At 35.8% G+C, this 7,371-nt stretch carries 7 protein-coding genes; all 7 read left to right on the top strand.

Features of this window, described 5'->3' with window-relative positions; all coding sequences use genetic code 11:
• Positions 1–324, top strand: a 324-nt coding sequence (locus ACJMLD_RS05745; protein WP_405269064.1) for an oligopeptide/dipeptide ABC transporter ATP-binding protein, incomplete at its 5' end; no start/stop codon positions are given.
• A gap of 1 nt (position 325) precedes the next feature.
• Positions 326–946 carry an ABC transporter ATP-binding protein gene (locus ACJMLD_RS05740; RefSeq protein ID WP_405269061.1) on the top strand — a complete coding sequence of 207 codons (621 nt, stop codon included), beginning with the start codon at positions 326–328 and terminating at the stop codon, positions 944–946.
• Positions 947–1,149: 203 nt separating this feature from the next.
• Positions 1,150–2,781 carry an ABC transporter substrate-binding protein gene (locus ACJMLD_RS05735; protein ID WP_405269058.1) on the top strand — a complete coding sequence of 544 codons (1,632 nt, stop codon included), beginning with the start codon at positions 1,150–1,152 and terminating at the stop codon, positions 2,779–2,781.
• 331 nt (positions 2,782–3,112) lie between these two features.
• Positions 3,113–4,741, top strand: coding sequence for an ABC transporter substrate-binding protein (locus tag ACJMLD_RS05730; protein WP_405269055.1), 1,629 nt, complete (start codon positions 3,113–3,115; stop codon positions 4,739–4,741).
• 72 nt (positions 4,742–4,813) lie between these two features.
• Positions 4,814–5,809 carry an ABC transporter permease gene (locus ACJMLD_RS05725; protein WP_405269052.1) on the top strand — a complete coding sequence of 332 codons (996 nt, stop codon included), beginning with the start codon at positions 4,814–4,816 and terminating at the stop codon, positions 5,807–5,809.
• A complete protein-coding gene (locus tag ACJMLD_RS05720) occupies positions 5,802–6,662 on the top strand; it encodes an ABC transporter permease (RefSeq protein ID WP_405269049.1) in 861 nt (286 codons plus the stop codon). The genes ACJMLD_RS05725 and ACJMLD_RS05720 overlap by 8 nt, the downstream gene beginning before the upstream one ends.
• A gap of 9 nt (positions 6,663–6,671) precedes the next feature.
• A partial coding sequence (locus ACJMLD_RS05715) for an ATP-binding cassette domain-containing protein (protein WP_405269046.1) occupies positions 6,672–7,371 on the top strand: 700 nt, incomplete at its 3' end.

Here is a 7,371-nt window from a genome sequence, read left to right as displayed (position 1 = left end):
GACATCCACGCAGCACTCGAAGTGGCAGACAGAATCGGAATCTTCTACTCAGGATACGTAATCGAAATCGCACTCAAAGAAGACTTCACAGGCGAAGGAGAAAACCTCCTACACCCATACACAAAAGCACTCTACAAAGCACTGCCAGCAAACGGATTCGAACTAACCAAAGGACACCAACCACTACACGGAGAAATCCCAACCGGATGCCCATACTACGACAGATGCGACATGCGCTTTGAGCGATGCAAACAGGAAAGACCTGAATTGATTGACCTTGGAAAGAAAAAAATCAGATGCTTCAAATATGAGGAAGGTGCATAAGATGGAACTTAAAGCAACAAACATTTCATTCAAATATCCCTCTGCTAAAGATTACCTATTAAAAGATGTCAATCTTGAATTGGACAACAACAAAATAATGGGTTTGATTGGGGACAGCGGAAGCGGAAAATCAACATTATGTAAAATACTCTCAGGCTATGTAACAAAATATGAAGGAAGCGTTACATTTGATGGCCAACCCCTCACAAAAAAAGGATTTAAACCTGTCCAATTAATATATCAACACCCTGAAAAGGTGATGAATCCAAAATGGAAAATGCAACAGGTATTGGCTGAATCTTGGGATGTTACCGATGAAGCCTTAAAGGAATTCGGTATTCAGAAAAGCTGGCTTACACGTTTCCCACAGGAATTATCCGGAGGGGAACTTCAAAGATTTTCTGTTTTAAGATCTCTTAATCCAAATACAAAATTCCTAATTGCTGATGAGATGACTACAATGCTTGACGCAATCACACAAGTGCAAATCCTGGATTCCGTATTGAAAATTGTCAAAGAAAGGAAAATGGGATTCCTGCTTGTAAGTCACGACATGGATTTGGTTGATACCATCTGTGATGACAGAATATACTTAAAAGATATTAATGGTGCTCTCCATTAATATTTAATATTTTTTAATTATAATTTATAAAATTGAATAATTAATGCTTTTTTAAAAATTTTGTAAAATAAACAATACACTTTTTAGAAATATTTAAATAAAATTTAATTAATAAAATTAAATTAATTGTTATTAATATATGTAATATTTTTTAAAAAAATAATAATAACAATTGGAATTTTAAATAAATTAGGAGAAAAAAAATGAATCAAAAGTATATAATTGGAATAATTGCTGTACTCTTAATCGCTATTATTGGTGGAGTCCTTTTCATGAGCGGAAGTGGAACACCTGAAAGAGCAGATAACGAATTAATTGTATCAGCATATTATTGGGGTGGTGAACCATCATCAGGTTTTGACCCAATGTATGGATGGGGTTCTTATGGGGAACCTTTAATTCAATCCACATTATTAAAAATGAACAAAAACATGACCTATGAAAATGACCTAGCTACTAGCTGGGAAGCAAATGATGACTTTACAGAATATACAGTGAAAATCAGAGATGACGTCAAGTTTACTGATAACACAACTTTAGATGCTGAAGATGTAGCATTCTCATTCAACCAAGCTAAATCCACTGGTTCAACTGCTGATTTAAGCAGTATGGATAATGCAACCGCAGTCGATAAAAATACCATTAAATTCACATTAAACAGACCTGACTCAACTTTCTCAAACAAAATGTTATATGTAGGCATTGTGCCATCCGACTCATATGACAATGAAACTTACGGAAGTAACCCTATAGGATCAGGACCATACAAATTCTTACAATGGGATAAAGGTCAACAAGCAATCTTAGAGAAAAATCCGGATTACTACGGAAAACAACCAGAATTCGACAAATTAACAATTCTCTTTAAAGAAAATGAAGCTGCATTCGCTTCAGTTAAAAACCATGAAGTTGATATGGCTTCAGTTCCAATTTCATATGCAAATGAAACTGTTGACGGATACCACAAATTCATATCAGATTCTTATGATGTGAGAGGTATCTCATTGCCAGTGATACCAAATACTGGTGAAACCAACGAAGACGGCATTCCATTAGGTAACAATGTAACCGCAGATAAATCAATCAGAGAAGCATTGAACTATGGAATTAACAGAACAGATATAGGTAAAGGAGCTTTAAACGGTATTGGTTTACCTAATTACGATGGTATTGCTCACACATTACCATGGTATAATAAAGAAGCAGAGATTGAAGATGGAGATGTAGATAAAGCTAAACAAATCCTAAAAGATGGCGGATGGGAAGATACAGATGGTGACGGAATCGTCGAAAAAGACGGTCTAAAAGCATCAATCAACTTATACTATACCGCAAATGAACATGAAAGAGAAGCTATTGCCGTAGCAGTTGCTGAACAAGCAAAAGAACTTGGTATTGAAGTTAATGTAACCGGTTCCAACTGGGACGAAATGGACAATATCAAATTCAGTGACCCTATTGTATGGGGATTCGGTTCTTCAGATCCATACACCATGTACGGAGAATACTACAGTGACCAAGCGGGTATCGGATACAACAACCCTGCTCTTGTAAACAATAGTGTTGTAGATTCACATATGGAAAAAGCAATGTCTGAACCACGTGAAGCATCCTTTGCAGACTGGTCTGCAGTTTCTTGGGATGGAACAACAGGTATTTCACCAAAAGGTGACGCAGCATGGTTATGGGTAGGTGAAATTAAATGTGTTTACTTCATAGATGATAGTTTAGACATTTCCGAAGATACTTTCAAAATACAACCTCATGTAGGATATGACCCATTCGGAAACATCTATGATTGGACTCGTGTAGCTTCACTTAACGAAACAAGTTAAAAAAATATCAGAGTTGAATAATCTAATTCAACTCTCTCTTTTTTGATATTACATAACACAGAACATTAAATTCGTGTTCTTTATTAATCTTCAGTTTTGTTAAATCAAAGCCAACATAATATGAAAAGTAATACTCAACTTATAAGCAATTTTACAAATTATAATAATTTAATAAAATTTTATAAAAAATCATGAAAATGATAATACTCCTTTTAGAAATATTTAAATATACTGGAATAATAATATTTAATTAATTGTTATTAAATATAATAATACTATTTTATAAATTCATAATAACAATTAAATTTTTAAAAAATAATGGAGAAATATAATGGATCAAAAATACATTATTGGAATAATTGCTGTACTCTTAATCGCTATTATTGGTGGAGCACTTTTCATGAGCGGAAGTGGAACACCAGCAAGAGCTGATAATGAGTTAGTAGTAGCTGCTTTCAGTCACGGTGGCGAACCTGAAGCAGGTTATGACCCAATGTACGGTTGGGGTGATCGTGGAGAACCTTTAATCCAATCTACATTGATGAAAATGAACAGAAACATGACTTATCAAAATGATTTGGCTACTGATTGGCAAGCAAATGATGACTTTACAGAATATACTGTAAAAATCAGAGATGACGTCAAATTTACTGACAACACAACTTTAGATGCTGAAGATGTAGCATTCTCATACAACCAAGCTAAATCCACTGGTGAAACTGTTGACTTAAGCAGTATGGACAATGCAACTGCAGTTGATAAAAACACTGTAAAATTCACATTAAACAAACCTGATTCAACATTCTCAGACAAATTATTATATGTAGGTATTGTACCATCTGACTCTTACGACAATGAAACCTATGGAACCAACCCTGTAGGATCCGGACCATTCAAATTTGTACAATGGGATAAAGGTCAACAAGTAATCTTAGAGAAAAACCCAGATTACTACGGAAAACAACCAGAATTCGACAAATTAACAATTCTCTTTGAACAAGACGAATCTTCATTCAACGCTGCTAAAAACCATGAATTGGATATTGCAGCAGTACCATTAGAATATGCAAATGAAACCATCGACGGATACCACGCATACTTATCAGAATCTCTTGACGTAAGGGGTATCTCATTGCCAGTACAAAACAACACTGGTGAAACCAACGAAGATGGCCAAGCATTAGGTAACAACATTACTGCAGATAAATCAATCAGAGAAGCATTAAACTACGGTATTAACAGAGAAACCATCTGTAAAGGTGCTTTGAATGGTATTGGTGTACCTAACTACGACGGTATTGCACACTGGTTACCATGGTACAACAAAGAAGCTGCTATTAAAGACGGTGATGTTGAAAAAGCTAAACAAATCTTAAAAGAAGGCGGTTGGGAAGATACTGACGGTGACGGAATCGTCGAAAAAGATGGTCAAAAAGCATCAATCAACTTATACTACCCATCAAACGCAAATGAAAGACAAGCTATTGCTGTAGCAGTTGCTGAACAAGCAAAAGAACTTGGTATTGAAGTTAACGCAACCGGTTCCAACTGGGACGAAATGGATGCTATTAAATTTACCGACCCAATCGTATGGGGATTCGGTTCAACTGACCCATACACCATGTACGGAGAATACTACAGTGACCAAGCAGGTATCGGATACAACAACCCTTCACTTGTAAACAATACCGCTGTAGACAAACACATTGATGACGCAATGTCTAAATCACGTGAATCATCCTATGCAGACTGGTCTGCAGTTTCATGGGACGGATCCACCGGTATTTCACCTAAAGGTGACGCAGCATGGTTATGGATTGGTGAAATCAGATACACTTACTTCATAGATGATACTATAGACATTTCCGAAGATACCTTCAAATTACAACCTCACGGAGGAGATGCATTCGGAAACATCTATGATTGGACTCGTGTAGCTTCACTTAACGAAACAAGTTAAAAAAAATATCAGAGTTGAATAATCTAATTCAACTCTCTCTTTTTCCCTTTTTATTAACATAGGAGTGTAGTTATGTTAAAAAATGAAAAACTTCTAAAATTTTTAGGTAAAAAAATAGTTAGATTTATAATTTTACTGATTGTTGTTATATTGTTAAGTTTCATACTTATTGACATGTCCCCTATAAATCCTGTGAAAACATACATTGCAAACCTTGGATCAGTCTCCCCTGAAAAAATAGCAATTCTTGAAGCCTATTGGGGCGTTAATGAACCCATTACTACAAAAATGATTAACTGGCTTACAAATATATTGCACGGAGATTTCGGAACCTCATTAATTTTCAGAGCACCTGTAATTAATGTAATTGCAGAAAGATTTACTGCATCTTTAGTATTGATGCTAACATCATGGCTATTTTCTGGAGTTATAGGGTTTATATTAGGAGTAATTGCAGGATTTAAAAAAGATACCATCATTGATAAAGCAATTAAAGTATACTGTTATATTCTACAATCTGCACCAACTTTTTGGATTGCATTGCTCTTCTTAATGGTATTTGCCGTTTATTTAGGATGGTTCCCAACAGGATTGGGAGTTCCGGTAGGGACATTAAGCGAGAATGTGTCATTTTGGGATTGGTTGCATAGATTAATCCTTCCTATGGTTACATTAAGCGTTGTCGGTATAGCATCAATTACATTATTCACACGTGATAAATTGATTGAAGTAATGAATAGTGATTATTTCTTATTTGCAAAAGCCAGAGGTGAAATGGGCTGGGACTTGATTATGAGACATGGTATAAGAAACATTTTACTTCCTGCAATCACAATTCAGTTTTTAGGATTTTCAGAATTATTCGGCGGTACTGTACTTGTAGAACAAATATTCACATACCCTGGAATCGGACAGGCAGCTGTAGCGGCTGGATTAAATAGTGACGTTCCCCTTCTTTTAGGAATTGTAATATTTAGTGCAATATTTGTATATTGCGGTAATTTAATAGCGGACATTTTATACAACTTTGTAGATCCAAGAATCAAAGAAGGTGAAGAAAATGAGTGAACAGAATAAGTTTACAAGCATTTATGGGCCAATTGCTAACATGAATTTAAGGACCAAAACATTATTGACAATTGCCATAACCGTATCAATATTGGTGATTGTTGTAATCTCAAGTTTATTAATTAATGCTACAGACATTACCACTAATTTCGATGCAATGAGTCTTCCGCCATCTTTTGAACATTTATTCGGTACTGACTGGCTCGGTAGAGACATGTTTACACGTACCTTAAAAGGATTAGGTTTGAGTGTCCAAATTGGTGCTGCAGCATCAATCTTAAGCAGTATCATCGCAGTCGCTTTAGCATTTGTAGGCAGCGTTAATAAAAAATTAGACACATTCATTGCATGGTTGGTTGATTTGTTCCTGTCTGTTCCACACATCCTATTGATTATCTTAATTTCAATTGCATTAGGTGGAGGAGCATTTGGTGTTACAATGGGTGTAGCTGTAACTCACTGGACAACCCTTACAAGGGTATTGAGAGCAGAAATCAAACAGATTCAAACATCAGACTATGTTAAATTGGCTGAAAGATTTGGAAAATCCAAATGGTGGATTGCAAAAAAACACATCTTGCCATTAGTTATAACTCAAGTTATTGTAGGAACTATTTTGATTTTCCCACACGCAATTATGCACGAAGCTAGTGTAACATTCTTAGGATTTGGTTTAGCACCACACGAACCTGCAATCGGTATTATCTTATCTGAATCCATGAAATACCTTGCGATTGGTGACTGGTGGCTAGCACTGTTCCCTGGTTTAGCATTATTAATCTTAGTGCTCTTATTTGATATTGCTGGAGAAAACATTAAAAAGTTACTTGACCCTACAAGTGCAAATGAATAAGGTGATAATATGGAGAAATTATTAGATGTTGAAAATGTTTCAATTTCATTCATTCAATATACAAAAGGATTAAATCAAAGAGACCTCAAAGTTATCACCGATTTAACCCTCGACATATCTGAAGGAGAAATATTAGCAGTATTGGGTTCAAGTGGATCAGGAAAAAGTTTATTGGCACACGCAATATTTGGAATCCTACCGGAAAACGCAAACCTAAACGGAAAAATCAAATACAAAGGAAAGGAACTATCACAAAAAGACAAAGAAGAAATCCGAGGAAAAGACATTGTACTCGTGCCTCAATCAGTGAACTTTTTAGATCCTTTAATGAAAATCTCAGATCAGGCAATCGGACACACCGAATCTGATGCTGAGAAAAAAGAGAAAAAAGCAAAACAAAGAGAAATCTTCGAACGCTATAACCTAGGTCCTGAAGTAGACGACATGTACCCTTTCCAACTATCAGGAGGAATGGCAAGAAGAGTGCTCGTATCAACAGCACTACTATCCAATCCTAAACTCGTAGTAGCAGACGAGCCAACACCAGGACTCGACCAAAAAACAGTAGAAGAAACACTAAACCACTTCAAAAATATGAAGAAAGACGGAATCGGAGTATTATTGATTACACACGACATCCACGCAGCACTCGAAGTGGCAGACAGAATCGGAATCTTCTACTCAGGATACGTAATCGAAATCGCACTCA

Source organism: Methanobrevibacter sp. (assembly GCF_045112895.1).
Classification (GTDB): domain Archaea; phylum Methanobacteriota; class Methanobacteria; order Methanobacteriales; family Methanobacteriaceae; genus Methanocatella.
This window is presented reverse-complemented; position numbering and strand designations above follow the sequence as displayed.

Excerpts from the sequence above, each read along its gene's own strand:
- ACJMLD_RS05725 (WP_405269052.1), top strand. The coding sequence starts at position 4,814 with ATGTTAAAAAATGAAAAACTTCTAAAATTTTTAGGTAAAAAAATAGTT.
- ACJMLD_RS05730 (WP_405269055.1), top strand. The coding sequence starts at position 3,113 with ATGGATCAAAAATACATTATTGGAATAATTGCTGTACTCTTAATCGCT.
- ACJMLD_RS05720 (WP_405269049.1), top strand. The coding sequence starts at position 5,802 with ATGAGTGAACAGAATAAGTTTACAAGCATTTATGGGCCAATTGCTAAC.
- ACJMLD_RS05735 (WP_405269058.1), top strand. The coding sequence starts at position 1,150 with ATGAATCAAAAGTATATAATTGGAATAATTGCTGTACTCTTAATCGCT.
- ACJMLD_RS05740 (WP_405269061.1), top strand. The coding sequence starts at position 326 with ATGGAACTTAAAGCAACAAACATTTCATTCAAATATCCCTCTGCTAAA.